This is a genomic window from Dactylosporangium sp. NPDC050588 (genome assembly GCF_040654975.1).
Taxonomy (GTDB): Bacteria; Actinomycetota; Actinomycetes; order Mycobacteriales; family Micromonosporaceae; genus Dactylosporangium; species Dactylosporangium maewongense.
This window is the reverse complement of sequence record NZ_JBFAJA010000009.1, coordinates 99,649-125,360: the sequence shown is the minus strand read 5'-3', so window position 1 is coordinate 125,360 and position 25,712 is coordinate 99,649. Positions and strand designations below refer to the sequence as shown.

Annotated in this window: 29 protein-coding genes; 3 read left to right on the top strand and 26 right to left on the bottom strand. The window is 72.0% G+C overall.

The annotated features are described in order from the left end of the window. Positions 1 to 151: 151 nt before the first annotated feature. From rpsO to rimP, 15 genes are all read right to left on the bottom strand, one after another. Positions 152 to 421, bottom strand: a complete 270-nt coding sequence (rpsO, locus tag AB0I21_RS08315) for a 30S ribosomal protein S15 (RefSeq protein ID WP_360084705.1) — start codon at positions 419 to 421, stop codon at positions 152 to 154. Between the two features lie 98 nt (positions 422 to 519). Continuing rightward, positions 520 to 1,461 carry a bifunctional riboflavin kinase/FAD synthetase gene (locus AB0I21_RS08310; RefSeq protein WP_360559677.1) on the bottom strand — a complete coding sequence of 314 codons (942 nt, stop codon included), beginning with the start codon at positions 1,459 to 1,461 and terminating at the stop codon, positions 520 to 522. A gap of 218 nt (positions 1,462 to 1,679) precedes the next feature. Then, complete coding sequence (gene truB, locus AB0I21_RS08305) at positions 1,680 to 2,570, bottom strand: tRNA pseudouridine(55) synthase TruB (protein WP_360559676.1); 891 nt, start codon at positions 2,568 to 2,570, stop codon at positions 1,680 to 1,682. An 11-nt stretch (positions 2,571 to 2,581) separates the two neighbouring features. Beyond that, a complete protein-coding gene (locus tag AB0I21_RS08300) occupies positions 2,582 to 3,448 on the bottom strand; it encodes a DUF3626 domain-containing protein (protein ID WP_360559675.1) in 867 nt (288 codons plus the stop codon). 13 nt (positions 3,449 to 3,461) lie between these two features. Next, positions 3,462 to 4,748 carry an MATE family efflux transporter gene (locus AB0I21_RS08295; protein ID WP_360559720.1) on the bottom strand — a complete coding sequence of 429 codons (1,287 nt, stop codon included), beginning with the start codon at positions 4,746 to 4,748 and terminating at the stop codon, positions 3,462 to 3,464. A 536-nt stretch (positions 4,749 to 5,284) separates the two neighbouring features. Then, the gene (locus AB0I21_RS08290; protein ID WP_360559674.1) at positions 5,285 to 5,503 is read right to left on the bottom strand and encodes a DUF6186 family protein; all 219 of its coding nucleotides are present in this window, start codon (positions 5,501 to 5,503) and stop codon (positions 5,285 to 5,287) included. A 129-nt stretch (positions 5,504 to 5,632) separates the two neighbouring features. Further along, positions 5,633 to 6,034, bottom strand: coding sequence for a hypothetical protein (locus AB0I21_RS08285; protein WP_360559673.1), 402 nt, complete (start codon positions 6,032 to 6,034; stop codon positions 5,633 to 5,635). Between the two features lie 53 nt (positions 6,035 to 6,087). Continuing rightward, a complete protein-coding gene (locus AB0I21_RS08280; RefSeq protein WP_360559672.1) occupies positions 6,088 to 7,122 on the bottom strand; it encodes a bifunctional oligoribonuclease/PAP phosphatase NrnA in 1,035 nt (344 codons plus the stop codon). Continuing rightward, a complete protein-coding gene (gene rbfA, locus AB0I21_RS08275) occupies positions 7,119 to 7,592 on the bottom strand; it encodes a 30S ribosome-binding factor RbfA (protein ID WP_360559671.1) in 474 nt (157 codons plus the stop codon). Before rbfA ends, AB0I21_RS08280 begins: the two co-directional genes overlap by 4 nt. A gap of 99 nt (positions 7,593 to 7,691) precedes the next feature. Then, positions 7,692 to 7,988, bottom strand: coding sequence for a DUF503 domain-containing protein (locus AB0I21_RS08270; RefSeq protein ID WP_344507844.1), 297 nt, complete (start codon positions 7,986 to 7,988; stop codon positions 7,692 to 7,694). A 20-nt stretch (positions 7,989 to 8,008) separates the two neighbouring features. Beyond that, positions 8,009 to 8,383: a hypothetical protein gene (locus tag AB0I21_RS08265; protein ID WP_360559670.1), complete on the bottom strand. Its 375-nt coding sequence runs from the start codon at positions 8,381 to 8,383 to the stop codon at positions 8,009 to 8,011. Between the two features lie 82 nt (positions 8,384 to 8,465). After that, the gene (gene infB, locus AB0I21_RS08260) at positions 8,466 to 11,528 is read right to left on the bottom strand and encodes a translation initiation factor IF-2 (protein WP_360559669.1); all 3,063 of its coding nucleotides are present in this window, start codon (positions 11,526 to 11,528) and stop codon (positions 8,466 to 8,468) included. Between the two features lie 159 nt (positions 11,529 to 11,687). Further along, positions 11,688 to 11,984, bottom strand: a complete 297-nt coding sequence (locus tag AB0I21_RS08255) for a YlxR family protein (RefSeq protein ID WP_344507850.1) — start codon at positions 11,982 to 11,984, stop codon at positions 11,688 to 11,690. A gap of 5 nt (positions 11,985 to 11,989) precedes the next feature. Further along, on the bottom strand, positions 11,990 to 13,048 hold the full coding sequence (nusA, locus tag AB0I21_RS08250) for a transcription termination factor NusA (RefSeq protein WP_360559668.1): 1,059 nt from the start codon (positions 13,046 to 13,048) through the stop codon (positions 11,990 to 11,992). Next, positions 13,045 to 13,647: a ribosome maturation factor RimP gene (gene rimP, locus AB0I21_RS08245; RefSeq protein WP_360559667.1), complete on the bottom strand. Its 603-nt coding sequence runs from the start codon at positions 13,645 to 13,647 to the stop codon at positions 13,045 to 13,047. Before rimP ends, nusA begins: the two co-directional genes overlap by 4 nt. A 290-nt stretch (positions 13,648 to 13,937) precedes the next feature. Here rimP and AB0I21_RS08240 point away from each other — a divergent pair, with 290 nt between their 5' ends. Together AB0I21_RS08240 and AB0I21_RS08235 are read left to right on the top strand one after the other, a co-directional pair. Beyond that, positions 13,938 to 14,402 (top strand): hypothetical protein, encoded by a 465-nt coding sequence (locus tag AB0I21_RS08240; protein WP_360559666.1) that lies wholly within the window; start codon positions 13,938 to 13,940, stop codon positions 14,400 to 14,402. After that, positions 14,399 to 14,830, top strand: a complete 432-nt coding sequence (locus tag AB0I21_RS08235) for a ferritin-like domain-containing protein (protein WP_360559665.1) — start codon at positions 14,399 to 14,401, stop codon at positions 14,828 to 14,830. Before AB0I21_RS08240 ends, AB0I21_RS08235 begins: the two co-directional genes overlap by 4 nt. 270 nt (positions 14,831 to 15,100) lie before the next feature. Here AB0I21_RS08235 and AB0I21_RS08230 read toward each other — a convergent pair whose 3' ends face one another. Then, entirely contained in the window at positions 15,101 to 15,835 is a 735-nt protein-coding gene (locus tag AB0I21_RS08230; protein ID WP_360559664.1) for a VIT1/CCC1 transporter family protein, read from the bottom strand. A 79-nt stretch (positions 15,836 to 15,914) separates the two neighbouring features. Next, on the bottom strand, positions 15,915 to 16,772 hold the full coding sequence (map, locus tag AB0I21_RS08225; RefSeq protein WP_344507862.1) for a type I methionyl aminopeptidase: 858 nt from the start codon (positions 16,770 to 16,772) through the stop codon (positions 15,915 to 15,917). A gap of 53 nt (positions 16,773 to 16,825) precedes the next feature. On the opposite strand from map, the gene AB0I21_RS08220 reads away from it, so the two are divergent. Beyond that, positions 16,826 to 17,023 carry a hypothetical protein gene (locus tag AB0I21_RS08220; RefSeq protein WP_360559663.1) on the top strand — a complete coding sequence of 66 codons (198 nt, stop codon included), beginning with the start codon at positions 16,826 to 16,828 and terminating at the stop codon, positions 17,021 to 17,023. Here AB0I21_RS08220 and AB0I21_RS08215 read toward each other — a convergent pair. From AB0I21_RS08215 to AB0I21_RS08175, 9 genes are all read right to left on the bottom strand, one after another. Next, positions 16,994 to 17,542 carry a Uma2 family endonuclease gene (locus tag AB0I21_RS08215; protein ID WP_360559662.1) on the bottom strand — a complete coding sequence of 183 codons (549 nt, stop codon included), beginning with the start codon at positions 17,540 to 17,542 and terminating at the stop codon, positions 16,994 to 16,996. The genes AB0I21_RS08220 and AB0I21_RS08215 overlap by 30 nt on opposite strands. An 18-nt stretch (positions 17,543 to 17,560) precedes the next feature. Next, a complete protein-coding gene (locus AB0I21_RS08210) occupies positions 17,561 to 18,280 on the bottom strand; it encodes a gamma-glutamyl-gamma-aminobutyrate hydrolase family protein (RefSeq protein ID WP_360559661.1) in 720 nt (239 codons plus the stop codon). A 5-nt stretch (positions 18,281 to 18,285) separates the two neighbouring features. Next, entirely contained in the window at positions 18,286 to 19,179 is an 894-nt protein-coding gene (locus AB0I21_RS08205) for an LLM class flavin-dependent oxidoreductase (protein WP_360559660.1), read from the bottom strand. A gap of 10 nt (positions 19,180 to 19,189) precedes the next feature. Then, a complete protein-coding gene (locus AB0I21_RS08200; protein WP_360559659.1) occupies positions 19,190 to 19,876 on the bottom strand; it encodes a gamma-glutamyl-gamma-aminobutyrate hydrolase family protein in 687 nt (228 codons plus the stop codon). Further along, a complete protein-coding gene (locus AB0I21_RS08195; protein WP_360559658.1) occupies positions 19,873 to 20,640 on the bottom strand; it encodes a 3-oxoacyl-ACP reductase in 768 nt (255 codons plus the stop codon). The genes AB0I21_RS08200 and AB0I21_RS08195 overlap by 4 nt, the downstream gene beginning before the upstream one ends. After that, positions 20,641 to 21,990 carry an aldehyde dehydrogenase family protein gene (locus AB0I21_RS08190; RefSeq protein WP_360559657.1) on the bottom strand — a complete coding sequence of 450 codons (1,350 nt, stop codon included), beginning with the start codon at positions 21,988 to 21,990 and terminating at the stop codon, positions 20,641 to 20,643. A gap of 6 nt (positions 21,991 to 21,996) precedes the next feature. Beyond that, positions 21,997 to 23,322, bottom strand: coding sequence for a glutamine synthetase family protein (locus AB0I21_RS08185; RefSeq protein WP_360559656.1), 1,326 nt, complete (start codon positions 23,320 to 23,322; stop codon positions 21,997 to 21,999). A 37-nt stretch (positions 23,323 to 23,359) separates the two neighbouring features. Continuing rightward, a complete protein-coding gene (locus AB0I21_RS08180; protein ID WP_344507879.1) occupies positions 23,360 to 24,103 on the bottom strand; it encodes an FCD domain-containing protein in 744 nt (247 codons plus the stop codon). Positions 24,104 to 24,165: 62 nt separating this feature from the next. Further along, complete coding sequence (locus AB0I21_RS08175) at positions 24,166 to 25,707, bottom strand: amino acid permease (protein ID WP_360559655.1); 1,542 nt, start codon at positions 25,705 to 25,707, stop codon at positions 24,166 to 24,168. Positions 25,708 to 25,712 lie beyond the last annotated feature (5 nt).

Below are 25,712 nucleotides of genomic sequence, written 5' to 3'. Positions count from 1 at the left end.
GTCTTCGATCGAAGCTCACGGGGCTGATCTGCCCGGAAGCCACTACCGAGGACCGGTGCGCCGACACGCTCGGCGGGGCGACTGTCCATACCAGTGTGTCACTACACGAAGGGGAGCGACGCATGGACGCCGCTCCCCACCGTGCGAGTCGTTATCGCCGCAGGCCGAGCCGCTCGATCAACGAGCGGTAGCGGGCGATGTCGCTGCGCTGCAGGTAGTTGAGCAGGCGGCGGCGACGGCCGACCAGCAGCAGCAGGCCGCGCCGGCTGTGGTGGTCGTGCTTGTGCTTCTTGAGGTGTTCGGTGAGGTCCGCGATCCGCTTGGTCAGCATCGCGACCTGGACCTCCGGCGAGCCGGTGTCCCCTTCGACGGTCGCGTACTTGCCGATGATCTCGGTCTTCTGCGCAGAGTCGAGCGCCATGATCTCCCTTTGAACTGGGTGTGCGTACAGAAGAGGCCGGTCCCGCGGCGTCGTGCAGGCAGCCTGGCCCCCGCCGGTCACCCGGCGTCGACACAAGGCTAACAGACGGGACGGTCCAGCACTCGTCTGGCCTGTGCGACGTCGTCGTGGATCTGCTCGACCAGCGGCTCGACGCCGGTGTACACCCGCTGCTCACGGAGGCGTTCGACGAAGTCGACGGCGATCCGCTCGCCGTAGAGGTCGCCGGCGAAGTCGAGCAGGAAGGACTCGACCCGCCGCTCCTTGCCGGAGAACGTCGGGTTGGTGCCGATGGAGACCGCCGCGGGGTGCGGCTCGCCGTCCCGGTCGCGGGTCACCCAGGCGGCGTAGATGCCGTCGGCGGGGACCGCGGTGTTCGGCGCGGTCAGCAGGTTGGCCGTGGGGAAGCCCAGCTCACGGCCGCGCTGGTCGCCGCGCACGACGACGCCCTCGACACGGTGCGGGCGGCCCAGCGCGCGGGCGGCGGCGACCACGTCACCGGCGTCGACGCAGGCCCGGATATAGGTCGAGGAGAACACGGTGCCCTCGTCGGCCACCAGCGGCGCGCCTTCCACCCCGAAGCCGAACGTGCGCCCGAGACGGTGCAGCAGCTGCAGGTCACCGGCGGCCTTGTGGCCGAACCGGAAGTTCTCCCCCACCACGACCAGCGCGGTGTGCAGGTGCTCGACCAGCGCGTCGTGGACGAACGCCTCCGGCGACAGGTGCGAATACTCGACCGTGAACGGGATGACGCACAGCACGTCGACGCCGAGCGCCTCGATCAGCTCCGCCTTGCGGGACGGCTCGCTCAGCACCGCCGGGTGCGACCCGGGCCGGACCACCTCCGACGGGTGAGGGTCGAAGGTCAGCACGACCGACTGCACGCCCAGCTCGCCGGCCCGCTTCACGACGTGCCCGATCACCTGCTGGTGCCCCCGGTGCACGCCGTCGAAGACGCCGATCGTGGTGACCGCGCGCCCCCATCCACCCGGCGCCGCCTGCGTTCCCCGCCACCGCTGCATGGTTGCGAGCCTAACTCTTGCGGCGTTTCCGGCAGGTGTACGGGTGGCGACAGCCGCTCTTGTGACATTTGCGGCAGGTGTACGGGTCGCAGCGGGCGCTCGTGTGACGTTTGCGGCAGGTGTACGGGTCACAGCGGGCGCTCGTGTGACGTTTGCGGCAGGTGTACGAGTCGCAGCGGGCGCTCGGGTGGCGGTCGCGGCGGGTGTACCCGGTGGTGTCAGGGCACGAGCACGATCTCCGGCCGCGCCCGGCCGTCCTTCTCCCGGACGATGGCGAGCACGCTGCCGTCGGGCGCGAAGACCGCGTACGGCTCGGCGACCCCGATCGGGGCCAGCGACCCGCCGTGCGAGAGCGTCTTCGCCTCGACCTCGTCGGCGTCGCGGCGGGGGAAGGACCGCGCGGCGGCGGCCGGCAGCGGCATCGTGACCGGGTCGTCCCGCTCGGCCAGCTCGTCCAGGGTCGCCGCCTCGGCGAGGGTGAACGCGCCGACGGCCGTGCGGCGCAGCGCGGTCAGGTGCCCGCCGACGCCGAGCGCCGCGCCGAGGTCCCGGGCGAGCGCGCGGATGTAGGTCCCGGACGAGCAGGCGACGTCGACGTCGACGTCGACCCACGTGTCCGAGCGGCTGATGCCGAGCACCTCGAGGCGGGCGACGGTGACCGGCCGGGCCTGCAGCGCGACCTCCTCGCCGGAGCGGACCCGGTGGTAGGAGCGGACCCCGTTCACCTTGATCGCCGACACGGCGCTGGGCACCTGCAGGATCTCCCCGCGCAGCGGCGCGAGCCCGGCGTGCACGTCGCCGTCGGTGACCCCGCTCGCGTCCACAGTGGACACGATCTCGCCCTCGGCGTCGTCGGTGACGGTCGCCTGCCCGAGCCGGATCGTGGCGCGGTACTCCTTGGTGCTGCCGATGACGTACGTGAGCAGCCGGGTCGCCTTCTCCACGCCGATGATGAGCACCCCGGTCGCCATCGGGTCGAGGGTGCCGCCGTGCCCGACCCGGCGGGTCTTCGCCAGCCGCCGCATCCTCGACACCACGTCGTGCGAGGTCATCCCGCCCGGCTTGTCGACGACGACGAGCCCGCCCTGCGTTGCTGCCTTCTGCGCCACGACGGGTCAGCCTAACTGCCGTGCACAGTGAGGGTGTGCCACAGGTACTTCAACAGCTGCAGCCGCTCGGGATCGGCGCGGGCGGCGCGGGCGGCGCGGCCGATCAGCTCGGCGTCGACGAAGGGCCGCGACCAGCGCTCGCACAGCAGCACCGCCAGGGGGCGCACCTCGGGACCCCGGAACTCGTCGTCGATCTCGTCCGGGCTCAGGCGCGGCCCCGCCCGCCATTCGAGCTTGATGCCGTACCGGTCCGCGAGCGTCTCCGCGGCGGGCAGGTGGCCGGCGAAGCTGTCGTCAAGGACGAGCGCCGCCACGTCCCGGGCGAGGTCGACCGGGCCGTGGATCTGCGCCTCGACGTAGTCGTCCAGCGGTCCGGCCGCCGCGACGTGGTCGGCGAGGCCCGCCAGTACCGGCGCCAACGCGTCGAACACGCCCGCCTCCCGGGGCTCGTTGAAGCTGTCCCCCAGGGTGAACGTGGCGCGTGTGTTGACCTCCGGGCGCAGGCGCAGGTGCGCGGAGCCGAAGCGGCGGGCGGCGCCGGCCGGGTGGCGGCGCAGGTCGAGGGCGCCGTACTTGGGCCGGTCGGCGGGCACGACGCCGGGCCGCTGGTAGGCGCCGCCGAACATGCGCTCCTCCCAGCGGTCGCGGTCGCCGCCCGGGTGCGCGGTGAGGCCGCCGTTGGAGATGCCGGTCTCGAACTGGCTGCGGAACCGGCCGTCGGCGAGCAGCCCCGCGATCACGGTGCGGCCGCCGGCGTCGATGCGGTCGGGATGGAAGTTGATCGTCACGACGGCGTCGACCGGGTCGGTGCGCGGGCCGGCCGCCGCCCGCACGTGCCCGAGCGCCTCCAGCTGCGCGGCCGTGAGCTGTGCGTCCACGGCGCGCAGTATGTCAGCGGACCGCGCCGGCCACCGCCCATTTGTCGCCCGCGAGGCGCCACAGCAGGCCGCCCAGGCGCAGCGCGATGAACAGGCACAGCGCGACCCACACCCCGCGTAGGCCGGCGTCGAGCAGGTACGCCAGCCAGATGCCGGGCAGAAAGCCGCCGAGCGCCGAGACGAACGTGAGGTTGCGCAGGTACCGCACGTCGCCGGCGCCGAGGAAGACCCCGTCGAGCGCGAAGACCACGCCGGCGGCCGGCATCATCGCGACGAACCACCACCAGGCGGTCTTCGCCTGGGCGTACACCTGATCATCGGCGCCGAACCAGGGCCGGACGGTGGCGAGGGCGGCCGCGACCAGGACCGCGAACACGGCGCCGGAGACCAGCCCGGCGGCGGTGATGCGGCGGGCGAGCAGGCGCGCCTCGTCGACCTGTTCGCCGCCGAGCGCGGCGCCGACGAGGGACTGCGCGGCGATCGCGACGGCGTCCAGGGCGAGCGCGGTGAAGAAGAACAGCTGGATCGCGATGAGGTGCGCGGCGAGGCTGGCGGTGCCGAAGCGGGCCGCGACCGCCGACGCGGACAGGAAGCACGCCTGGAACGCCGCACCGCGCAGCAGCAGGTCGCGGCCGAGCACCAGCTGGTGGCGGATCACGTCCAGGTGCGGTCGCAGCGGGACCCGCTCGGTCAGCAGCGCCCGGACGAACAGCAGGCCGGCCGCCGTCTGCGCGACGACGTTCGCGATCGCGGAGCCGGCCAGGCCGAACCCCAGCGGGTGCACGAGCAGGGGGCAGAGCACGGCCGACAGCGCGTTGGCGCCGAGCACGTAATAGAGCGGGCGGCGGGTGTCCTGCACGCCGCGCATCCACCCGTTGCCCGCCGTCCCGAGCAGCAGGCCGGGCGCGCCCAGCGCGGCGATGCGCAGCCAGTCGGCGGCGCCGTCGGCGACCGGGCCGGGCGACCCCGCGACGGCACGGGTCAGCGGCCCGGCGAACACCTCGAGGGCCACCATGATGACGACCCCGCCGGCGAAGGCCAGCCAGGACGCCTGGACGCCCTCGGCGACCGCGGCACCGCGCTGCCCGGCGCCGAAGCGGCGCGCGGCGCGGCCGGTGGTGCCGTAGGCGAGCACGTTGCCCAGCCAGACGGCGAGCGCCATGATCTGCCCGCCGATGGCGAGCGAACCCAGCTCCTCGCGGCCGAGGTGCCCGACGACCGCCGTGTCGACGAGGACGTAGAGCGGCTCGGCGGCGAGCACCACGAGCGCAGGCAGGGCGAGGGCGGCGACACGACGCATCGGGGTCACCGCGACAGCGTAAGGAGAAGCCTCCCTACACGCTACTTACAGGGTGATCAGCCCCGGCGATCCATCGACATCTGCAGGGCGGCACGGGCGCGCTCACGCGTCTCGGTGGTGGGCTCCTGCGGCTTGGGCTGGGACTTCGGCTGCTCAGGCAAGACGGTCTCCTGACTCGGTGACGCGGTTGGAGTATCGACGGTCCGATCGCAGGGGCGCCGGGGTCACCGGCGGCCACGCCAACACACGACGAGGAGACCGACTGTGGGTGGTGTCGGCCTGCAACGTGGATCGGTGGGTCTGGCGCATCTGTTCCTCGCTTGGCGGCTGTGGTGTTTCCTGGGCCGTGAGACGCCCGCCGCCGGGTTCCGCTGGAAGCGGTCAGCCCCGGGACGGGCAGCGAAGAATTCGTACGATGCGCATATTCCTAAGCTATCGTTCAGTTCCACGATGTGCGACGTCATCCCGCGATCTGGACGCAGTTACCGGCGGGTTCACCTGTCGGAAGTCCGTCAGGGCATACGTCAGGACGCTCGTCAACGCGCCAGGAAGTGCCAGCCGAGCCACCACCAGAAGCCGAACATCGCGATCCGGCCGACCGGCAGCGGGCCGACCCGGTAGCGCATGACGACGCCGCAGACCTCGCCGAGCGTCGGCACCTTCGAGCCCTCCCGCCGGGCGGCGATCTCGACCACCGCGAAGAGCCCCAGCGACACGGCGAACGCGGCCGCGATGGCCACCTGCGCAACCGTCATGCCGCCACCTCCGCTGCGCTCCGGCGTCGGCCTGCCTCGACCCTGTCACATGATGAGCGGCCCGTGCCGCTTCGCTGGCCGCTCATCGCCGCACCCCCGCCATCGCCGCCTTCCCCGCCCGCTCGACCGTCATCGCCGCACCATCGCCCAGAAGGCCCACAGCCAGCCGAAATAGGCGGCGGCGCGGGCCAGGTAGTGCTCCAGCAAGGGGTCGGCGAGGCGGGACAGCGTCGGATAGGCCCGCGACCCGATCAGGAACGTGACGCCCTCGATGACCGCGAAGAGCCCGACCGGCAGCAGCCACCACGCCGCCGCCCGGGGCAGTCGTGCCGGCGCGGGACGCTTCGGCACGGTGGCGGACATGCCGAGCCACAGCAGCGCTCCCCCGGCGCCGAGGACGAGCAGGTTGGCCCGCAGGGAGAACGACGGCAGCGCCCCGCCCACCAGGGCGACCAGGGCGAAGACCGGGGCGAGCACAACCGGGCGGGCCCAGCCCCGGTCGACCTCCGCAACCAGCTCAGGTCGGTCCATCTATCGATTGTCACCGGCGCGACACCCGGTGTGCCAGCGATGTCAGCCCCCGTTTAACCCTGATCCGCCAGGACGACCGATTCCGTGAGCGCGGTGCGGATCGCGGCGATCACCTCGTCGACCGTGCCGGTCGCGCTGAACCCGGCCGCGAAGCGGTGCCCGCCGCCGCCGAGACCGACGGCGACCCGGCTGACGTCGACGGCGCCCTTGCTGCGCAGCGAGACCGACCACTCGTGCGGCCCGACGGGCTTCACCACGCAGGCGACGTCGGCCTCCGCGACGCAGCGCACGGAGTCGATGAGCGCCTCCACCGCGCCCGCGGGCTGGCCGAACTCGGCGAGGTCGGCGAGCGTCACGTAGGTCCACGCGAGACCGAGACCACCGGCGGGCTCGAACGCGGTGCGGGCCAGGGCGACGCCGAAGAGCCGGACCGCACTGTAGGGCCGGGTGTCGAACAGGCGGCGGGAGATGTCGCCGACGGGGATGCCGGTGGCGATGAGCCGGGCCGCGAGCTCGTGCACCGCCGGCGTGGTCGAGCCGTGCTTGAACGAGCCCGTGTCGGTGGCGAGCGCCACGTACAGGCACTCGGCGATCTCGGCGTCCAGGGCCACGCCGAGCCGGCCGAGCAGCTCCTCGGCGACGACCGACGTCGCGGCGGCGGACGGGTCGATGAGGTTGACGGCCCCGAAGCCGGGGTTGGACGCGTGATGGTCGAGCACGATGCCGACCGGGGCCGCGGCCAGGACGCCGGCGAGGTCACCGAGCCGCTCGACGCTGGCGGCGTCGAAGACCAGCATCGCGTCGGGCGTGGGCGCGGGCGGCGTGACGGCGGTCGCCGGCACCAGCATGGACACGCCCGGCAGCTCGTCGAAGGGCGCGGGCACGGTCAGCGGGCCGGGGAAGGTCGCCTCGACGACCAGCGACGGGGCGAAGCGGCGCAGCCCCAGCGCGAAACCGAGCATGCTGCCGAGGGCGTCACCGTCGGGGTTGACGTGGCAGGCGAGCAGCACGCGAGCGCCCGGGGGCAGGCCGCGCAGCGCTGAGACCGCTGCGGCCCACTCCCCGGGCGACGGTTGCGGTGCGGTCACCGACTGTCCTGGCCGACGACGACCTCGTCGTCGGCGCCTTCGGCCCCCGCCTCGTCGTCGAGCTTGTAGGGCTGGGCGTCGCCCGCGTAGTGCGCCCCGGCGGCCCGTCGCTGGACCTCCGCGTCGGCGTTGCGCGCGGTCGCCAGCAGATCGTCGATGTGCTTCGCGTGCTCCGTCACGTCGTCGTGCACGAAGGTGAGGCTCGGCGAGTGGCGCAGCCCCAGGGCCTTGCCGACGGTCGAACGCAGCAGCCCCTTGGCGCTCTCCAGCGCCGCCGCAGTGCCCGACTGTGCCGTCGCGTCACCGAGCACCGTGTAGAACACAGTCGCCTCACGCAGATCAGCGGTGATCCGCGCGTCGGTGATCGTGATCATCCCCAGCCGAGGGTCCTTGACCTGCGTCCGCACCACCGATGCGACGAGCTCTTTCACCCGCTCGGCGTGTCGGCGCACCTTTGCCGGATCCGTCATCTCGAACACCTCCGCAGCCAAAACGATCTGACCAACGCTCTGACACTACCCGCGCCGCGACCTGGAGGCCGCGTCCAGCGCCCCGGACCAGGCGCGGGTCTACTCGTCATCGTCACCGTGCAGCCGGCGGCGCACGGAGAGCAACTCGATCTCGGGGCGGCCCGCGACCGCCCGCTCGATGGTGTCCAGGACCTCCCGCACGTGCCCGGCCTCCGCGGCGACCACCGCGACGCCGACCTCGGCGCGTCCGTGCAGGTCGAGGGCGCCGACCTCGGCGACCGACACCTCGAACTTGCGCAGGTAGGCCACCAGCGGCCGCACGTAGGCGCGCTTGGCCTTCAGTGAACGGGAGTCACCGGGCAGAAGCATGTCGAAGACCGCGGTTCCGGTATACACGGCCCAAGATCCTAACGACTCTACGGAAGTCTGGCCACCAGGATAAAAGCAGGTGAGACCGGGAGTGCTGCGGCGTCCTCGACGATCGGGCGCGGGCTGCGCCGGGGCAGCCCGGCGCCGGCGCTGCCGCCGCGGCCCGGGTACACGTAGATCGACGTCGGGTCGACCGCGTCGACGGCGGCGGTCACCGCCGGAAGGCTCCGGAAGCGGTCCCAGTCGCCGGTCTCGGCGAAGCCGAGCTCCAGCACGACCCCGAACGGCTCGGCCTGCCAGATGAAGTCATGCGCCCCGTGCGTCACAGCGGCCTCGAGCAGCGACCGCGACCAGGCGTCCCGCCACTGCCGCGCCGGGGTATCCCCGTCGCGGACCTCGATCGACCACCAGATGAGGTTCATGACGCATCGACGGTACGCCCGAAACCAACATCAAAGAAAGGGCCGCCGCGAACCCGCGGCGGCCCCTCTCAGCTGGACGGCATCAGCCGCGCGGCTTCTCCCGCAGCTCCCAGGTCTCGATGACGTCACCGAGCTGGATGTCGTTGAAGTTGCCGAGCGTGATACCGCACTCGAAGCCCTCGCGGACCTCGGTGGCGTCGTCCTTGAAGCGGCGCAGGCCCGCGATGGTGAGGTTGTCGGAGATGACAGCCCCGTCGCGGAGCAGGCGCGCCTTGCTGTTGCGCCGGATGAGCCCGGTGCGGACGATGCAGCCCGCGATGTTGCCGAAGCGCGACGAGCGGAAGACCTCGCGGATCTCCGCCGTGCCGAGCTCGACCTCCTCGTAGATGGGCTTGAGCATGCCCTTGAGCGCGGTCTCGATCTCCTCGATGGCCTGGTAGATGACCGTGTAGTACCGGATCTCCACGCCCTCGCGGTCGGCCAGCTCGCGGATGCGACCCTCGGCCCGCACGTTGAACCCGATGACGATCGCGTCGGACGCGCTCGCCAGGTTGACGTCGTCCTGGGTGACGGCGCCCACGCCCCGGTGGATGATCCGGAGCTGGACCTCGTCGGCGACGACGATCTTGACCAGTGCGTCCTCGAGCGCCTCGACCGAACCCGAACCGTCACCCTTGAGGATGAGGTTGAGCGTGGTCTTCTCGCCCTCCTTGAGCTGGTCGAACAGGTTCTCCAGGGTGACCCGGCCGGTGCGCGAGGCCATCTCGGCCGCGCGGCGGCGGGCCTGCCGCTGCTCGGCGATCTGGCGCGCGGTGCGGTCGTCGTCGGTGGCGAGGAACGTGTCACCGGCGCCGGGCACCGAGGTCAGACCGAGCACCAGGACCGGACGGGCCGGCCCTGCGGACGGCACGGGCGTGCCGTTCTCGTCGAGCATCGCCCGGACGCGGCCGTAGGCACGGCCGGCGACGATCGAGTCACCGACGTTGAGCGTGCCCTTCTCCACCAGCACGGTGGCGACGGGACCACGGCCACGGTCGAGGTGCGACTCGATCGCGATGCCCTGCGCCGGACCGTCGATCGGCGCGCGCAGGTCGAGCGCGGCGTCGGCGGTGAGCAGCACGGCCTCGAGGAGACCCTCGATGTTGATGCGGCTCTTCGCGGAGATGTCGACGAACATGGTCTCGCCGCCGTACTCCTCGGCGACCAGCCCGTACTGCGTCAGCTCCTGGCGGACCTTCGCCGGGTTGGCGTTCTCCTTGTCGATCTTGTTGACCGCGACCACGATCGGCACCTCGGCCGCCTGGGCGTGGTTCAACGCCTCGATCGTCTGGGGCATGACGCCGTCGTCGGCCGCGACCACCAGGACCACGATGTCCGTGGCCTGCGCACCACGGGCACGCATGGCGGTGAACGCCTCGTGACCCGGGGTGTCGATGAAGGTGATCGCGCGGTCCTCGCCGTCCTCGCCGTGCGGCACGTGCACCTGGTAGGCACCGATGTGCTGGGTGATGCCACCGGCCTCGCCGGCCACGACGTTGGTGGAGCGGATCGCGTCGAGCAGCTTCGTCTTACCGTGGTCGACGTGACCCATGACGGTCACGACCGGCGGCCGGATGACCAGGCGCTCCTCGTCGACGTCGGCATCGATGTCGATGTCGAAGCGCGCGAGCAGCTCGCGATCCTCGTCCTCGGGGCTGACGATCTCGACGTTGAAGCCCAGGTGCTCACCGAGCAGCAGCAGGGTCTCGTTGGTGCACGACTGGGTCGCCGTCACCATCTCACCCAGGTTGAACATCTCCTGGACGAGCGAGCCCGGGTTGGCGTTGATCCGGTCCGCGAAGTCGGACAGGGAGGCACCCTGCGGGAGCCGGATCGACTGACCCTGACCCCGGGGAGCGCCCGAACCCATCGTCGGCGCGGACAGGTTGTCGAACTCTTGTCTGCGCTGCTTCTTGGACTTGCGGCCACGGGTGGGCCGGCCACCGGGACGCCCGAAGGCACCCGCGGCACCGCCGCCGCGACCACGGCCACCGGCACCGCCGCCACCGGGACGACCGGCACCGCCGACGCCCGCGCCGGGCGCGCCGCCGCCGCCACCGGGACGGTAGCCACCGCCGGCTCCGGCACCGCCGCCGCCACCGGGACGGAAGCCGCCACCGGCACCGCCGCCGCCGCCACCGGGACGGAAACCGCCACCGCCGCCGCCGCCACCGGGACCGCCGGGACGACCGCCGCCGCCGCCGCCGGAGCGGAAGCCACCGCCGCCACCGCCGGGACCGCCACCCGGACGACCGGGACGGTCACCGGGCCCACCGCCCGGGCGACCCGGACGCTGGCTCGGCATCTGCGACGGGTTGGGCCGGGGGCCGCCCATCGAGGCCGGGTTGGGCCGCGGAGGCATCGCGGCCGGATTGGGCCGCGGGATGTTGCCGCCACCCGGTGCGGGCCGCGCCGGAGCGCCGCCGGAGACACCGAACGGGTTGTTGCCCGGGGAGCGCGCCGGCGGGCGGGCGCCGCCGGGACGAGGCCCCTGGCCTGGACGCGGGGCACCCGGGGTCGGCGCGGCACCCGGCTGGGGCGCCGGCGTCGCCGGACCGGGACGCGGGCCGGGCGTCGGCGCACCACCGCTGGGCGGCGGCGTGCTCTCACGCCTGGTGGTCTCCCGCTGGCGGGCTTCCTTCGCGGCCTTCAGAGCCGCGTCCTGGTCCGCCTTCAGCGCGGCGGCGCGCTGCTCGGCGGCCGCCACCTCGATGTCGTGCGCGCTCGTCGGCTTGACCGCGGGAGCCGCGGGGCGCGGCGGGCCGGGGACCGGGCCACGCCCGCCACCGGGTCCGCCACCCGCGGGCGGCTGCGGCCGCTTCGGGGGCGCGAAGGGCTTGGCTGCCGGGACTGCCGGGCCCGGACGCGGTGCCGTGGGCACTGGCGCGGCCGAGGGAGCCGACGATGCCGGCGCAGGAGGAGCCGAGGGTGCCGGTGCGGCCCCTCCGGATTCGAAGCTCGCTCGCAGCCGGCGCGCCACTGGCGCCTCGACCGTGCTGGATGCGGACTTCACGTACTCGCCAAGCTCCTGCAGCTTTGCGAGCACGGTCTTGCTCTCGACCCCGAGCTCTTTTGCCAGCTCGTGTACGCGGGCCTTGCCTGCCACTACACTCCTCACCTCGAGGCCGGGCGGCATGGGTCCGCGCCGACCTCACTCGTGCACTTGAAGCCTGGTCATCTCAGGGACTTCATCGTGTGCTCATGTCCGTCGTCCTACCTTGCGTGTCCGGGTGGGGCATCTCGCGCCCACCATCGGCGGTTCCGATCACTGCGATTGCTCCGCTGCCGCCAGGGTGACGGCTTCGGCCAGCGGGCCGGTGTCGAGGACTCCGGCGATACGCAAGGCCCGCCCGAAGGCGCGCCGACGCTCCGCTAGCGCCAGGCAAGCCGGATCAGGATGCAGGTGCGCTCCCCGACCCGGCCGTCTGCGGGCCGGATCGGGGACGGCCATGAACTGGTCAGGGCCGGACTCGATCGCGACAAACCGCAGTAACTCGGAGGATGACGCACGCAACCGGCAACCAACACAGGTGCGGACCGGGGGCGTGCGACGAACCGTCAAGAAGTCTACCCTGCGCTTTCGGCTTGTGCCGCGCCCGGTCCCGTGACGTGATCGACGTTGCCGGCCGAGCCGTTGTCGGAGGCGCCGTCCGTGGCGTTGTCCGGGCGGATGTCGATGCGCCAGCCGGTGAGCCTCGCGGCGAGCCGCGCGTTCTGGCCCTCACGGCCGATGGCCAGGGAAAGCTGGAAGTCCGGGACGGTCACCCGGGCGGCCCGGTTACCCGCGTCGACGACCTCCACGTTGAGCGCCTTGGCCGGCGACAGCGCGTTGCCGACGAACTGGGCCGGGTCGTCCGACCAGTCGATGATGTCGATCTTCTCGCCGTGCAGCTCGCTCATGACGGCCCGGACCCGCTGACCCATCGGGCCGATGCAGGCGCCCTTGGCGTTGACCCCGGCGACCGTGGTGCGCACCGCGATCTTCGTGCGGTGACCTGCCTCACGTGCGATCGCGGCGATCTCGACGGTCCCGTCGGCGATCTCCGGGACCTCCAGGGCGAAGAGCCGCTTCACCAGGTTGGGGTGGGACCGCGACAGCGTCACCTGCGGCCCGCGGAAGCCCTTCACCACGTGGACCACGATGCACTTGATGCGCTGGCCGTGCTCATACCGCTCGCCCGGCACCTGCTCCGCCGCGGGCAGCAGCCCCTCGATCTTGCCGAGGTCGATGGAGACGATGCCCTTCTCGGCGCGCGCGTCGTGCGCCTGGATCACGCCGGTGACCAGGTCGCCGTCGCGGCCGACGTACTCGCCGAAGTGCGCCTCGTCGGTCGCCTCGCGCAGCCGCTGCAGGATGACCTGCTTGGCGGTCATCGCCGCGATCCGGCCGAAGTCGTGCGGGGTGTCCTCGTACTCGCGGACGATCGTGCCGTCCTCGTCGAGGTCCTGCGCCAGCACCGACGCCGCGCCGCTCCTGCGGTCGATCTCGACGCGGGCGTGCGGGTTGGCCCCCTCGGTGTGCCGGTACGCGGTCAGCAGCGCGGTCTCGATCGCCGCGAGGATGGTCTCGAACGGGATCTCCCGCTCACGCTCCAGCGCGCGGAGCGCCGCCAGGTCGATGTTCACGCCTCGTCCTCCCCTTCCTCGTCGTCGTCATCGTCTTCGTCATCCGCGAAGTCGTCGTCTTCGTCCTCTGGCAGCTCGGCCAGGCGCTTCATCTCGACCTGCACCCGGCCGGGGCCGAGGTCCTCGAAGGCGACCGTCCGCGCGGTGCCGTCCACGTCCAGGGTCACCCCGGTGTCGCTCACCGCCGTCACCCGGCCGGTGACGGGCACGCCGGCCGCGTCGACCTGCACCAGGCGGGTCCGGTTGCGCCGCCAGTGCCGCGGCTCGGTCAGCGGCCGGTCGACCCCGCGGGAGCCGACCTCCAGCTCGTACTCCCCCGCGATCAGCTCGTCGCCGCCCGCCTCGGCCTCGTCCAGCGCGGCCGACACGGCCCGCGACACCTCGGCGACGGCGTCCAGGTCGACACCCCGGTCGCTGTCGACCGCGACCCTCAGCAGGTGCCGCCGCCCGACCCGGCTGACCTCGAGCTCCTCCAGGTCGAAGCCCGCCGCCACGACGACCGGCTCGACGACCTTCCGCAGACGCTCGCGGTGCGCACCGGCGTCACGGGCCCCAGCATCCCGCGAACCGCCGCTGCGGCGATCCCGCTGCTGAGCCATGATCGACACCCTCTCTCTGCACCGCCATGGACGCGTCACGCCCATCCGGAGCTCTGGCACAGCCTCACGCCGCCCGCGTCGGTACCCACGGGCGGCTCCCCGCAGAGCGTAACGCGACGTGACGTCCGGCGTTCCGGCGGCGCTCCCACCGTGTCCCCACCCGGGTCCCACCGTGTCCCTACGGTGTCTCCACCCGAGGTCTCACCCGGTGTCCCCACCCGGACCGCGCCGGAGGCCACCACCGCGGGTCGTGTTCCCCTAAATCGCGCCGGATGGTGTTCACTGTGCGCGTGTCCTCCCGCAGAGCCGTCCTCGCCGCCGCAGCCGGGGTGGTGGCGACCCTCGCCGCCTGCGACGTCCCGAAGCGGTCCGCGGCGACCTGGCACCCGGCGCCCGACGTGCTGTTGCCGCTGCTCACCCGCACGGTGGCACTGCGGGACCGCTACGCCGAGGTGCTGACCGCGTTCCCCGCCCTGCAGGACCGGCTCGGCCCGCTCAAGGACGACCACGCCGCGCACGTCGTCGCGCTCGCCCGCGAGATCGGCATCGACGAGCACGGCCCGATGCCGGCGGCGAGCGCGTCCGCCGGGCCGGTCGTGCAGGACCAGGCGGCCGCGATCAAGGAGCTCGTCGGGCTGGAGAAGACCGGCCAGGACGACGCGACCGGCGCCTGCCTGGCCGCTCCGTCCTACCGGGCGGCCCTGCTCGGCTCCATCGCCGCCTGCCGCGCCGCACACGTGGAGATCCTGACATGACGACGCCCGCCGACGAGCGGCTCGTGGCGGCGCTGCAGGCCGAGCACGCCGCCATCTACGCCTACGGCACCGCCGGCGCCAAGCTCGACGGCGGGACGGTCGGCCTTGCCCGCAACGCCGAGTCGGCCCACCGCGCCCGCCGCGACGACCTCGTGGTCCGGCTGTCCGGCGCCGGGGTCACGCCACCGCCCGCGGCGCCCGCGTATGCACTGCCGTTCCCGGTCACCGACCGCGCGTCGGCGCTGAAGCTCCTCGCCATGGTGGAGGACCGCACGGCCGCACAGTGGCGGCTGGCGCTGCCGCCGACGTCCGGCGAGGTGCGCAAGCTCGCCGTCGACGCGCTCGTCGACTGCGCCACCCGGGGCGCCGCCCTGCGCCAGGCGGCCGGCACGACGCCGCTGACCAGCGCGTTCCCCGGCAAGGTCTAGGAACCCGACAAACAGGGCGATCCGGCCTCGCGAGATCTGAAACCTCCGGTACTCCCGAAAGCGTGCCATCGCAAGGGCGCAGGACCCCATGGACGTGTCCGCTCCGCGACGATCGTTGCATCACGCCACGAGCGTCCGAACGAGAGGAGACCGACATGCGCCGCACCGCTTGGGCCGGTCCGACGATGCAGCCGCGTCGTTAAACACACCGTCTCGTGAGCCCTGCCGTCCGGGAAGAGCACCACCTGCGCCTTCCCGGACGATCAGGTCTCACACTCCGATGACCCTCCCGACCAGATACGTCGCACCGGCCGCCGCCGCACCGAGCAGCAGCTGCCGGACACCCGACGCCCACCAGCGCCGGCGGGTGTACCGGGAGATCAACGCCCCGGCGACGAACAGCCCGCCACCGCCCGCGGCCAGCGCCGGCCACAGGCTGGTGGCGCCGAGCAGATACGGCAGCAGCGGCACCAGCGCGCCGATCGAGAAGCACACGAACGACGACCCGGCGGCCACCCACGGGCTGGGTGCCTCGTCCGGGTCGACCCCGAGCTCCTCCTGCGCGTGGACCCGGACCGCTTCGTCGATGTCCCGCCCCAGCGTCGAGGCGACCTCCAGCGCCAGGTCCGGCGGCAGCCCCCGGCGCTCCCAGATCCTGGCGAGCTCCTCGGCCTCCTCCTGGGGGAAGCGGGTCAGCTCCCGCCGCTCCTTCGCGACCTCCGCGGCGACCTGCTCGTTCTGCGCTCGGACGCTGGTGAACTCGCCCAGCCCCATCGAGATCGCCCCGGCGACCAGGCCCGCCGCGCCGGTCAGCACGATCGTCCGCGGCGCGATCCCGCCACCGCCGACCCCGGCGATCAGCGCGATGTTGGTGACCAGCCCGTCCATCGCCCCGAACACCGCGGCCCGCAACCACCCACCCGAGACGTCGGCATGGTGATGCGCGTCCAGCGCCGCGGGGTGCGCCGCCGGGTGCCCCGCCGGATGCCCAGCAGGGCTCGTCACGACGCCTCCGCTCCGCTCCGGCGCCGCGACAAGCGGCTGAGCCCATGGTGCCCGGCCGCTCCGCTTCGCTCCGGGCCGGTCACGGCAGGGTCAGGATCTCGAAGCCGTCGTCCGTCACCACGATGGTGTGCTCGAACTGGGCGGTCCACCTGCGGTCCTTGGTGACGACCGTCCAGCCGTCCTTCCAGATGTTGTAGTCGTGCGTGCCGAGCGTGATCATCGGCTCGATCGTGAACGTCATCCCGGGCTCCATCACCGTGGTGAGCCGCGGGTTGTCGTAGTGCGGCACGTAGAGGCCCGTGTGGAACACCTCGTTGATGCCGTGGCCGGTGAAGTCGCGCACCACGCCATAGCCGAAGCGCTTCGCATACGCCTCGATGACCCGCCCGATCGCGTTGATCGGCCGGCCGGGCGCGACGGCCCGGATGCCCCGCATCATCGCCTCGCGGGTCCGCTCGACCAGCAGCCGGGCCTCCTCGGTGACGTCACCGACGCAGAACGTCTGGTTGGTGTCGCCGTGCACCCCGCCGATGAACGCCGTCACGTCCACGTTGAGGATGTCGCCATCCTCGATCACCGTCGAGTCGGGGATGCCGTGGCAGATCACCTCGTTGAGCGAGGTGCAGCACGACTTCGGGAACCCCTTGTAGCCCAGCGTCGACGGATACGCCCCGTGGTCGCAGAGGAACTCGTGCACCACCCGGTCGATCTCGTCGGTCGTCACCCCCGGCTTGGCGTGCTCCCCCGCCAGCACCGTCGCCTGCGCGGCGAGCCGGCTCGCCACCCGCATCCGCTCGATGATCTCCGGGGTCTGCACGTCCGACCCGCGCTGCTTGCTCGGCCCGCGCTTCCCCACATACTCGGGGCGCGCGATCGAGGCCGGAACCTGACGCCAGGGTGTTTGCGTGCCGGGGGCGAGCGGTGCGCGGACGGTCATGCCGAAAAGCCTAACGCGCATCAACACGGCATGGTCTGGGTAACCCCCTGAGCATGATCGACGACGACCGCGTCTCCCAGCGCGCCGAGGACCTCCTGCCCGAAGAGCTCGCCGCCGGCAGCGACGACCCGAAGGCCCAGGCCGAAGCCCTCCTCGCCGACTCCGAGGACCGCGAGCACTACCGCGAGACCGCCCCCGACCTGCGCATCGACCACCGCACCTCAGACGAGGCCGCCGCCACCGGCGAGTAGCTCCTCCAGGGCCACCTCACGGTCCCACGCGTAGCCGCCGTCGCGCAGCCGGCCGAGGAGGACGACGTAGCCGTCAGGGCGACGCTCGACCAGCCAATACTCCGGAATGCCCGCCGAGGCGTAGATCTTCGACTTGAGCAGGCGGTCTTCGTCGACCGTGCCCGGCGAGACGACCTCCACCACGATCTCGAACAGATCGGGTGGATGGACCGAACTGTCCTCGTCGACCGCTACGCCGTGCTTCAGCACCAGCACATCGGGAATCCGGTAGTTGTGGCTGTTGAACTTGATGCCATTTCCCTGGCAAACGCTTCGGCCGGCGTCTTCGAAGTAGCGTTCAAGTCTTGACGCGATCTTCTGGTGCCTCCACGCCGGCGGCGGCATCATGCGCAGCACTCCCTCGTGCAGCTCGAACCGGTATTTCCGGTTCGGAGCGAGGCGCAGGACATCGTCGACCGTGACGAGACCGTCCGTCTCGTCCCCGCCGGGAATCTCCACGAGCACGTCCATCACCTTCATGCGGCGAGCTTAGCAAACTTATGGCCGTATGGCCACTGAGGTCCGGTGGGCGCGGGCGGCTTCGATGAAGGCGGCGAAGACGCGGAAGTCGGTGGTGTCCTCGGGGTGCCACTGGACGCCGACGGCGAAGGGCTTCGACGGGTCCTCGACGACCTCGATGAGGTTGTCGTCGGGGCACCAGCCGGTCGGGGTCAGCGTGCCGGGGTCGGCGCAGCCCTGGTGGTGGAACGAGTTGACCATCACCGAGTCGCCCAGGATCTTGGCGGCGAGGGTGCCACCCGTCAGGACGACGGGGTGCTCGCCGAACTTGGGGCCGCTGACGGGGCGGTGGTCGTTGTGGCCCAGGACGTCGGGCAGGTGCTGGTGGAGGCGGCCGCCATACGCGACGCACATCAGCTGCATGCCGCGGCAGATGCCCAGCAGCGGCAGATCGAGGGCGAGCGCGGCGCGCATGAGCAGCAGCTCGGCGGTGTCGCGCTCGGGCTTGACCTTCGTGGTGGCGTGGGGCGGCTCGCCGTACAGGTCCGGGTTCACGTCGGAGCCGCCGGTGAACATGATCCCGTCGAGGCCGTCCAGGACGTCGATGTCGGGGTCGTCGGGGGTCACGAGGACCGCCCGGCCGCCGGAGGAGTGCACCGCGTGCACGTAGGACAGTGGAAGCACGGCCGAGAAGGTGTCGTTGAGCCCGAAGCGGGTCTCCTCGGCGTAGGTGGTCAGTCCGATCACCGGTCGCGACATGCCCATCAACTTAATCCCACCGGGGCGAGGTTGTGGAGGATCTCGAGTGCCCTGTCGCGGGCGGCCTCCGGGGCGAGGGTGATGAGCGGGTCCCAGTTCAGGTCGTAGAAGACCTCGGTGACGCCCTGCGTGCCGAGCCACGCGGCGCCCTCGCGGACCTGCTCGTAGCTGCCGGACAGCGGCGGCCGGCCGTCGGAGTCCAACTCGGTCTCGGTGAGCTTGACCACACCGCGGCAGACGATCCTCGGCGAAGCGCGACCGGAGGACCTGGCGCCCTCCAGTACAAGAGCGACATCCGACGCGATGCCGGACAGGTCGGTGGCGGAGCGGCTGACCCAGCCGTCGCCGATCTCACCCGCCCGGCGGATCGCGGCCTCGACGGCGCCGCCGAGGAGGATCGGCACGCCGGGGCGCTGCACCGGACGGGGCTCCATGCGGCCGTCCGGCACGGTGTAGAACTCGCCGTCGAACGCGGCGGCACCCGACCACAGCGCCCGCAGCACCGCGACGTATTCGCGGGTCCGCGCCGCCCGCCGCGCCGTCGAGGCGCCGGTCGCGGTGAACTCGTCGGACGACCAGCCGGCGCCGAGCCCGAGGTCGACCCGGCCGCCGCTGAGCACGTCGAGGGTGGCGACCTGCTTGGCGAGCACGACAGGCGACACGAACGGCAGGTTGATCACGGCCACGCCGAGACGGATCCGGCTGGTCCGGGCGGCGGCGAAGGTCAGCGCGACGATCGGGTCGAGGACGCTGCGGTACATCGGACCGTCCGCCGACAGCAGCCGCTGGAAGGTCCACAGCGAGTCGTAGCCGAGCCGCTCCGCCTCGGTGGCGACCTCCGCGAGGATCTCCGGCGTGGCCCACGACCCGGACACCGGCAGTCCGCATCCGATGCGCATGGCTCCCAACCTACCCAGGAATCGCCCGCACGAGGGCGGCAAACGGGCGGACGTCCAGGGCCTCCTCGGGGTGCCACTGGACACCGAGGACGAAGCGGCGCTCCGGGTGCTCCACGGCCTCGATCACGTCGTCGTCGGCCCATCCGGTGACGGTGAGCTCGCCCGGATCGTCGACGGCCTGGTGGTGGTAGGAGTTGACCTCCGCTGTCCCGCCGAAGATCGCCTCGGCCCGGGAGCCGGGCGCGAAGCGGGCCGGGTGCGCCCCGTAGACGCCGGGGCTCGGCTGGTGCCGCTCGTTGCCCAGGACGTCGGGCAGGTGCTGGGTGAGCGTGCCGCCGCAGGCGACGGCGAGCAGCTCCATGCCGCGGCAGACCCCCAGCACCGGCAGGTCGGCGTCCAGCGCCGCGGCGAGCACGGCCAGCTCGCCGCTGTCGCGGTCCGGGCGGGTCTTCGTCGCCGGGTGGGCCGGCGCGCCGTAGTGCGCCGGCTCGATGTCGGCGCCGCCGGCCAGGACGAGGCCGTCGAGGCGGCGGACCAGGTCGGCGGCGTCGTCCGCCGACGGGGGCAGGATGACCGGCCGGGCGCCGGCCGCCCGCACCATCCGCACGTACCCCTCGGGGACGAGCACCGCCCGCGTGTCCCACACGCCCCAGCGGGCTGGCTCGACGTATGCGGTGATCCCGACCAGTGCGGTCACAGCGGCGTCACGTACGCGCCGGTGATGCCGCCGTCGACGAGGAACGTGGAGGCGGTGATGAACGACGCGTCGTCGCTGGCGAGGAACGCGACCGCGCCGGCGATCTCCTCCGGGGCGCCGAAGCGGCCCATCGGCACGTGCACGAGGCGCCGGGCGGCCCGCTCGGGGTCCTTGGCGAAGAGCTCCATGAGCAGTGGGGTGGCGATCGGCCCGGGGCACAGCGCGTTCACCCGGATGCCTTCGCGGGCGAACTGCACGCCGAGCTCGCGGGTCATCGACAGCACCGCACCCTTGCTCGCGGTGTAGGCGATCTGCGAGGTGGCGGCGCCGAGCAGCGCGACGAAGCTCGCGGTGTTGATGATCGAGCCCTTGCCCTGGGCGCGCATGTGCGGGATGGCGTACTTGCAGCAGAAGTAGACGCTGGTGGTGTTGACCTTCAGCACCCGCTCCCACGCCTCGAGGCCGGTGTCGAGGATCGAGTCGTCGTCCGGCGGGGAGATGCCGGCGTTGTTGAACGCGATGTCGAGCCGCCCGTGCCGCTCGGCGACGCCGTCGAAGAGCGCCCTGACCTGCTCCTCGTCGGAGACGTCGGCGGCCACGAACTCGCCGCCCACCTCCTCGGCGGCGGCCTTGCCGGCGTCGGGGTTGAGGTCCACGACGACGACCTTGGCGCCCTCGGCCGCGAACCGGCGCGCCGTGGCGAGCCCGATGCCGCTGCCGGCGCCGGTGATGACCGCGACCCGGTCCTGGAGACGAGCCTGCACTTAGACCTCCGTGCTGAAGAAGACGTTCTTGACTTCGCTGAACGCGGCGACCGCGTCCGGGCCGAGCTCACGGCCGAGGCCGGACTGCTTCACGCCGCCGAACGGCGTCCAGTACCGCACCGAGGAGTTGGAGTTGACGCTGAGGTTGCCGGCCTCGACGCCGCGGGCGACGCGGATCCCGCGGCCCAGGTCGCCGGTCCAGATGGAGCCGGACAGGCCGTATTCGGTGTCGTTGGCGAGGCGGATCGCGTCGGCCTCGTCGTCGAAGCGCAGCACCGACAGGACGGGGCCGAAGATCTCCTCGCGCCAGTGCCGGTCCTGCGTCGAGTCCGCGGCGAGCACGGTCGGCGCCATCCAGTAGCCGGGTCCGCCGGGCGCGGTGCCCGTGATCAGCGCGTCGTCCACATAGGACCGCACCGATGCCAGCTGCCCCGCGGAGATCAGCGGCCCCATCTGCGCGGTCTCCAGGGCGGGGTCCTCGCACCGGAACGCCGTCACCGACTGCTCCAGCAGGCCCATGAACTCGTCGTACACGCTGGCCTGGACGAGCAGGCGGGACCGGGCGCAGCAGTCCTGGCCCGCGTTGTCGAAGACCGCGCCCGGCGCGCCGGCGGCCGCCTTCGCGAGGTCCGCGTCGGCGAAGACGATGTTGGCGCTCTTGCCGCCGAGCTCCAGGGTCACCCGCTTCACCTGCTGCGCGCAGCCGGCCATGATGCGCTTGCCGACCTCGGTGGAGCCGGTGAAGCAGACCTTGCGCACGAGCGGGTGGGTGACGAACCGCTCCCCGACCACCGAGCCCTTGCCCGGCAGCACCGTGAACACACCCTCGGGCAGGCCGGCCGCCAGGGCCAGCTCGCCCAGGCGGAGGGCGGTCAGCGGGGTGAGCTCGGCGGGCTTGAGCACGACGGTGTTGCCGGCGGCGAGCGCGGGGGCGAAGCCCCAGCCGGCGATCGGCATCGGGAAGTTCCACGGCACGATGACCCCGACGACGCCCAGGGGCTCGTAGAACGTGACGTCCATGCCGCCGGCGACCGGGATCTGCCGCCCGCTCAGCCGCTCGGGCGCCCCGGCGTAGTAGTTGAGCACGTCCCGGACGTTGCCGGCCTCCCAGCGGGCGTTGCCGATGGTGTGCCCGGAGTTGCGGACCTCCAGCTGCGCGAGCTCCTCGTTGTGCTCGTCGACGAGCGCGGCGAAGCGGCGCAGCAGCCGGGCCCGGTCGCCCGGCGCCACGGCCCGCCATGCCTGGAACGCCTGGTGGGCCTTCTCGATCGCGGCGTCGGTCTCCTCGACGCCCAGGGATGGCACCGTGGCGACCACTTCCTCGGTCACCGGCGAAATGACGTCATGCATGCGTGTTCAGAGCCTTTCGAAGCCGCGCTGGAGTTCCCAGTCGGTGACCGCCGCGTCAAACGCTGCCAGCTCGACCCGGGCGTTGTTGGCGTAATGGGCCACGACGTCCTCACCGAATGCCGCGCGGGCCAGGTCGCTGCCCTCCCACAGGGTGAGCGCCTCGCGCAGCGTCGAGGGCACCCGGGGCGCGGTGTCGTCCTGGTACGCGTTGCCGGTGTAGATGTCCTCGAGGGGCAGCTCGTTGCGGATGCCGTGCAGCGCGCCGGCGGCCATCGCGGCGATCGCCAGGTAGGGGTTGACGTCGGCGCCGGGCACCCGGTTCTCGACCCGCAGCGACGGGCCGTGGCCGACGACGCGCAGCGCGCAGGTGCGGTTGTCGTTGCCCCAGCGCACCGCGGTCGGCGCGAACGAGCCCGCCTGGTAGCGCTTGTAGGAGTTGATGTTCGGCGCGTACATGAGGGTGAACTCGCGCATGGTCGCGAGCAGGCCGGCCATGGCGTGGTGGAAGGTCGGTTCGTCCACCCGCTGCCCGTCTCTTCTCAGGGAGAAGTGGATGTGGCAGGAGTTGCCCTCGCGCGCGTTGGGCTTGGCCATGAAGGTGATCGACACGCCCTCCTGGGCCGCGATCTCCTTGGCGCCGTTCTTGTAGAGCACGTGCCCGTCGGCGTTGCGCAGCGCCTCGTCGTAGCGGAACGCGATCTCGTGCTGGCCGAGGTTGCACTCGCCCTTGGCGCTCTCCGGGACCAGGCCGGCGCCCGCCATGTCGTTGCGGATGCGGCGCAGCAGCGGCTCGATCCGGGCGGTCTGCAGCAGCGAATAGTCGGCGTTGAAGACGTTGGCCGGGGTGAGGTCGCGGTACCCCTTGGCGTACGCCTCCTCGTAGCTGTCCCGGTAGGCGATGAACTCCAGCTCCGTGCCGGTGTAGGCGGTGAGGCCGGTGTCGGCGAGCCCGGCGAGCTGCGCGCGCAGGATCTGCCGGGGCGAGGCGGCCACCGGCGACTCGCCGTCCAGCCAGCGCAGGTCGGCGAGGACCAGGGCGGTGCCGGGCTGCCACGGGATGCGGCGCAGGGTGGCGAAGTCGGGGATCATCGCGAAGTCGCCGTAGCCGGAGGACCAGGACGACATCGCATAGCCCTCGACGGTGTTCATGTCGACGTCGACCGCGAGCAGGTAGTTGCAGCCCTCGGTGCCGTGGGCGACGACCTCGTCGAGGAAGTGCGGGGCGTAGAACCGCTTGCCCTGCAACCGGCCCTGCATGTCGGTGACCGCCACGACGACCGTGTCGATCTCACCCTCGCTCACCGCAACGCGCAGCTGCTCGATCGTCAGCATCGCCCATCCCCTAAAGGTCTAGAAACAAACCATAAACTCAACCGAGCAGACCGCGCAACAGGGCGGCGGTCGCGTCGCAGTGCTCTTCCATCTCGGTGCGGGCGACGACCGGGTCGCCGCCGAGGATCGCCTCGACGACCCGCTCGTGCTGGGCGTCGGAGTGGTCGAGGTTGCGGCGCAGCACCGGGATCGCGGCGAGCAGCCGGTCCAGGCGCAGCTGCACGTCGGCGATGGAGGCGGCCACCGACGTGGAGCCGCTCGCCGAGGCGATCGCGAGGTGCAGGCGGGAGTCGTTGACCCGCCGGGTCCTCGGGTCGCGGGTGCGGGCCGCGGCCAGGCAGGCGACCAGGTGCGCCCGGTCCGCGGCCGACAGCGACCTCGTCGCGGCGAGCGCGGCCGCGCCCGGCTCCAGGACCCGCCGGAAGTCCAGCGCGTCGTGCAGCGCGTCGCCCATCTCGCGGGCGAGGGCGGCGGCGTCCTGCTCGGCGGCGTCGGGGTGCGAGTCGCCGGTGGAGCGCACCACGAACGTGCCGCCGGAGCGCCCGCGCCGCGACTCGAGGAAGCCGGCCTCCCGCAGGGCGGCGATCGCCTCGCGCAGCGTCACCCGGCTCACCTGCAGGCGCTCCGCCAGCTCGCGCTCCGGCGGGAGCCGCTCGCCGACCGGCACGAGACCCAGCCGGATCGCCTGGGCCAGGCGTGCCACGGTGATCTCGAAGGCGTTGCCGCCCCGGACCGGACGCCACATCGGCACACCCGACAGGGGCTCAGTGGCCACCGGCATCCGCCCTCCTCGCCTCGATGGGTCCGGACGGCGTTCGCGCGCCGCCCGGACCACATCATTCCCTAGTCGACGGACGCCGCGGTGTCCTCCGCGATCGCCTCGTCGATCGTGCGGATCGGGCCCTTGAACCAGTGCTTCGCCGACAGCGTCCACCACAGCGCGGCGCCGCCGATGACCAGCAGGATCGCCAGCGGCGCGTAGTTGACGTTGAGCCAGGAGAAGTCCTTGTTGCCGGGGATCGCGGCCGGCGACAGCGGCAGCACGAAGTAGACCGAGATGACGGCGATCTCGATGACCGCGATCCAGCCCAGCACCTTGTACTTCGAGCCGAGCGTCCACGGGCCGGGCACGAACCTGTCGCCCATCCGCAGGCGCAGGTAGATCGGGATCAGGAAGGCCAGGTACAGGCCGATGACCGCGACCGAGACCACCGCGTAGAAGGCGGTGGGCGCGCCCGTCGGGCTCTTGTACAGCGCGGGCAGGGTGAGCACGAGCCCGGCCGCGGAAGCGCCCAGGATCGCGTTCACCGGGGTGCCGTTGCGGTCCACCTTGGACCACAGCTGCCAGCCCGGCACGGCCCGGTCACGACTGAACGCATAGGTCATCCGGGACATGCTCGTCACGCAGCTCATGCCGCAGAAGAACTGCCCGATGGTGGAGATGAGGATGACCGCCTTGAAGAAGCCGGAGCTCAGCGACGTCTCGAAGATCGCGCCGGAGAAGCCGGCGGCCTCGGTGATCGCGTCGACGTCGGTCGCCGCGAACAGGAACGACAGCAGCAGGATCCAGCCGCCGATCGCCGAGTAGAAGATGGACTGCCACAGGCCCTTCGCGGCGGCCGTGGACGCGCCCTTCGTCTCCTCCGACACGTGCGCGCACGCGTCGAAGCCGGTGATCGTGTACTGGGTGAGCAGGAAGCCGAACGGCAGCACCAGGAACCAGTACAGCCCGTCGGAGTAGCCGGAGTTGTTGAAGCGCTCGGTGAAGACGAACTGCAGGCTCTGGTGCTTCTCCGGCACGAACACCAGGATCAGCACGACCGCGGCGGCACCGAACACGTGCCACCACACCGAGACGTTCTGCAGCACGTCGATGACGTTGTGCCCGAAGATGTTGATCGCCGCGTGCAGCACGAGGATCACCACGAACAACAGGAACGTCAGGTACAGGTTGCCGCTGTCCCACGAGGTGTACGCGTCGAGCACCAGGCTCAGGAACGTCGCGCAGCCGTAGTCGACCGACGCGGTCACGGCGATCAGGCCGATCAGGTTGAGCCAGCCGGTGAACCAGCCGTGGATCGGCTTGCCCATCTTGGCGGCCCACCAGTAGATGCCGCCGGCCGTCGGGTACGCCGACACCAGCTCCGACATGCAGAAGCCGATGATCAGGATGAAGATCGAGATGAGCGGCCAGCCCCAGGAAATGGCGACCGGGCCGCCGTTCATCCACGCCTGGCCGAACGTGGTGAAGCAGCCCGCGAGGATCGAGATGATGGAGAACGAGATGGCGAAGTTGGAGAAGCCGCTCCACTTGCGGCGCAGCTCCTGCTTGTAGCCCAGCTCGGCGAGCCGCTGTTCGTCTGCGTCGACGGTCGGTGATGCCATGGGCA

Coding starts and splice junctions, on each gene's coding strand:
- AB0I21_RS08285 (WP_360559673.1), bottom strand. CDS start 6,034: ATGGACCGACCTGAGCTGGTTGCGGAGGTCGACCGGGGCTGGGCCCGC.
- rimP (WP_360559667.1), bottom strand. CDS start 13,647: ATGGCTCAGCAGCGGGATCGCCGCAGCGGCGGTTCGCGGGATGCTGGG.
- AB0I21_RS08290 (WP_360559674.1), bottom strand. CDS start 5,503: ATGACGGTTGCGCAGGTGGCCATCGCGGCCGCGTTCGCCGTGTCGCTG.
- rbfA (WP_360559671.1), bottom strand. CDS start 7,592: ATGACGGATCCGGCAAAGGTGCGCCGACACGCCGAGCGGGTGAAAGAG.
- AB0I21_RS08190 (WP_360559657.1), bottom strand. CDS start 21,990: ATGCATGACGTCATTTCGCCGGTGACCGAGGAAGTGGTCGCCACGGTG.
- AB0I21_RS08215 (WP_360559662.1), bottom strand. CDS start 17,542: ATGAAGGTGATGGACGTGCTCGTGGAGATTCCCGGCGGGGACGAGACG.
- AB0I21_RS08210 (WP_360559661.1), bottom strand. CDS start 18,280: ATGTCGCGACCGGTGATCGGACTGACCACCTACGCCGAGGAGACCCGC.
- AB0I21_RS08265 (WP_360559670.1), bottom strand. CDS start 8,383: ATGAACCTCATCTGGTGGTCGATCGAGGTCCGCGACGGGGATACCCCG.
- AB0I21_RS08220 (WP_360559663.1), top strand. CDS start 16,826: ATGATCGACGACGACCGCGTCTCCCAGCGCGCCGAGGACCTCCTGCCC.
- AB0I21_RS08175 (WP_360559655.1), bottom strand. CDS start 25,707: ATGGCATCACCGACCGTCGACGCAGACGAACAGCGGCTCGCCGAGCTG.
- AB0I21_RS08205 (WP_360559660.1), bottom strand. CDS start 19,179: ATGCGCATCGGATGCGGACTGCCGGTGTCCGGGTCGTGGGCCACGCCG.
- rpsO (WP_360084705.1), bottom strand. CDS start 421: ATGGCGCTCGACTCTGCGCAGAAGACCGAGATCATCGGCAAGTACGCG.
- AB0I21_RS08295 (WP_360559720.1), bottom strand. CDS start 4,748: ATGCGTCGTGTCGCCGCCCTCGCCCTGCCTGCGCTCGTGGTGCTCGCC.
- AB0I21_RS08180 (WP_344507879.1), bottom strand. CDS start 24,103: ATGCCGGTGGCCACTGAGCCCCTGTCGGGTGTGCCGATGTGGCGTCCG.
- AB0I21_RS08235 (WP_360559665.1), top strand. CDS start 14,399: ATGACGACGCCCGCCGACGAGCGGCTCGTGGCGGCGCTGCAGGCCGAG.
- map (WP_344507862.1), bottom strand. CDS start 16,772: ATGACCGTCCGCGCACCGCTCGCCCCCGGCACGCAAACACCCTGGCGT.
- AB0I21_RS08185 (WP_360559656.1), bottom strand. CDS start 23,322: ATGCTGACGATCGAGCAGCTGCGCGTTGCGGTGAGCGAGGGTGAGATC.
- AB0I21_RS08310 (WP_360559677.1), bottom strand. CDS start 1,461: ATGCAGCGGTGGCGGGGAACGCAGGCGGCGCCGGGTGGATGGGGGCGC.